Origin of the sequence: Pricia sp. (assembly GCF_041745955.1) — a bacterium.
In the GTDB taxonomy this organism is placed as follows: Bacteria; Bacteroidota; Bacteroidia; order Flavobacteriales; family Flavobacteriaceae; genus Pricia.
Window position 1 is genome coordinate 1 of the sequence record NZ_JBGTHY010000394.1, and the last position, 2,226, is coordinate 2,226.

Below are 2,226 nucleotides of genomic sequence, written 5' to 3' on the forward strand. Positions count from 1 at the left end.
TAGATGTGGTAGTGGATAGTATTGCCACCGGAATTGCCGGTTTCTTGCTGATTTTTGTTGTGAAAGGCCTTGATTTGCCATCCTATTATATTGCTGCTATTATCTTAATATTGGTCGGGGTATGGGTATTTTTTATCCTTCAGGTACGCAAGGAATATTATAAGACCTTTCGGAGTAATTTGGAAGCACTAACCGAACGCAATGAACGATCTGCAAAACCGATGGCAAAAAAAGTATCGGTCGTGAAAGGCATGCGAAATGTTTTTCGGACCGGTTCGGAGGAACAGATTCTTTTTATGTTAGGTAAATTGATGGAAATCAATGATAAGCGTTTTGAAAAGGATGTGGAGCTGCTATTGGAACATCCTTCAACAAAAGTAAGAACGGCGGCCATCCAGAACCTTTATTTTTTGAATCCCAGGACAATGGTATCCAATGTCAACCAACTTTTACATACCGATGACGAAGCCCTAACCCTGGCTACTTTGGAATACCTGTTATTGCATGCCGAGAAGGACAGTTCACTGGTTTACGACCGATATCTGGATAACGAGAACAACCGTATTTCCAATGCCGCACTGTACTGCCTCGCTAGGGAATCGAGAAACAACGAAATCCTAAAAAGTGCATACGGTCTTCATAATCGCATCCAACACCAAATCAATGCAATATCCGATGGAAAAGAGAATACCGCTACCTTGAAGTCCCTTTTAAAAACCATCGGGGCGGCCAATATTCCTGTCCATTTTTCTTTTATTACCGCGTATTTCGAGGATGGAAATCCCGAAATCTTGGAAGCTGCCATTTATGCTGCGGGCCTTGCCAAAGATGATAGCTTTATTCCCGATTTGATTCCATTTTTGCCGCAGAAAAAATTCCGGAAACAGGTTGTCGAAGCCTTAGTGGGGTATGGGGGGACCATGGTGCCCTTATTGACCAACATAGCGGTAGAAAGACTGGTATCCCTTGAAACCTGCCGTTTTATTCCTGCTACGCTACAAAACTTTCCTTCCCAGGAAACCGTGAGATGCCTTTTTCTCTTGATGGAAGATAGCGATCTGTCCATCCGGTTGGAAAGTATACGTGCTTTAAGCGAAATCCGAAAAAACCATACCGAACTTAAATTCGACAAATACAGGGTGGTCGCCTTGATCTATGAGGAATGCAAACTGCACCACCGGACGCTTTCGGCCATGCATACCCAGATCATCATATCCTATAGAAATCGGACAAAAGCCAAAAAAGAAATTAGCGAAGAAGAACGGGACGCCCGCACCAGTCTGTTGGAATTACTGGAGCGCCGACTGGATGCCGGTCTGGAACGCATCTTCAAATTACTGGGACTGCGTTACCCCCAAAAGGACGTCGAAATCGCCTATGAAGGCCTGTTGAGCGACAAACAGGAAGCCCGAACCAACGCCATCGAATTTTTGGACAATCTGCTTACGGGAGACCTGAAACGCACCCTTTTGCCTATCATCGAAGAATTAGCGCTGGATACTTCTTCCGATGAAGTTCTACAAAAGATCAAACACAAAGTACCCACAGAAATGGAGTGTTTTGAACTCTTGCTCAATGGCAACGACCTTAAGCTCAAACTGGCCGTGCTGTATTTGATAAAGCATCAAAAGGATGAGAAATATGTGCCGCTCGTCATGAAATTTATTAAAAACGATGACCTTAAACTACGGACTTTTGCGAAAGAGGCTTGGAAGGGGATTCTTGGAGGAAGTTGAAGGGGTTTAGAGGTTGGACTGGAAAACCCATAAACTTTTACTCCTTCCGAATCAGCTTATCGATATTCCCTGCCAAATACATATGGTCACTGGCGGAATTTTTTCGGAGCACGTTGGTCATCAGCACGACCATATAGGTGCAATTGTTCGGATGTTCTACAATGGCGACGGAGTTCATGAAATTCGTGACATTGCCCATGTATTTTTCGCAAGCTTCGCCTTTACTGCGGTCACATTTGTAGAGACTGCCGGATTTGAAATATACGGCGGCCTCCTTCAAGGCGGGGGCTTGTGCATAGCGGATGCGGCGGTCGGTCATGTACATCAGGCGCTTCATCTCCAGGCTGCTCTGTTCATCGACTACTTTGCCCTGTTCAAGTTGGACCAAGAATTTCATTAATCCCAATGGCGATCCGATGCTTCCGCCTTTGTCGCCTACGTAGGTGTTGGCGCCGCGGGTGAAAAAACTGCCCAGCCGCCATTCGTCGGC

General features: G+C 45.5%; 1 protein-coding gene and 1 pseudogene. One reads left to right on the plus strand and one right to left on the minus strand.

Annotated elements, in window-relative coordinates; genetic code table 11:
• Positions 1–1,736 (plus strand): annotated as a pseudogene (locus tag ACEW8S_RS14260) (hypothetical protein); the annotation flags it as partial.
• A 37-nt stretch (positions 1,737–1,773) separates the two neighbouring features.
• Here the strand turns inward: ACEW8S_RS14260 and ACEW8S_RS14265 are convergent.
• A partial coding sequence (locus ACEW8S_RS14265; protein ID WP_373518807.1) for a serine hydrolase occupies positions 1,774–2,226 on the minus strand: 453 nt, incomplete at its 5' end.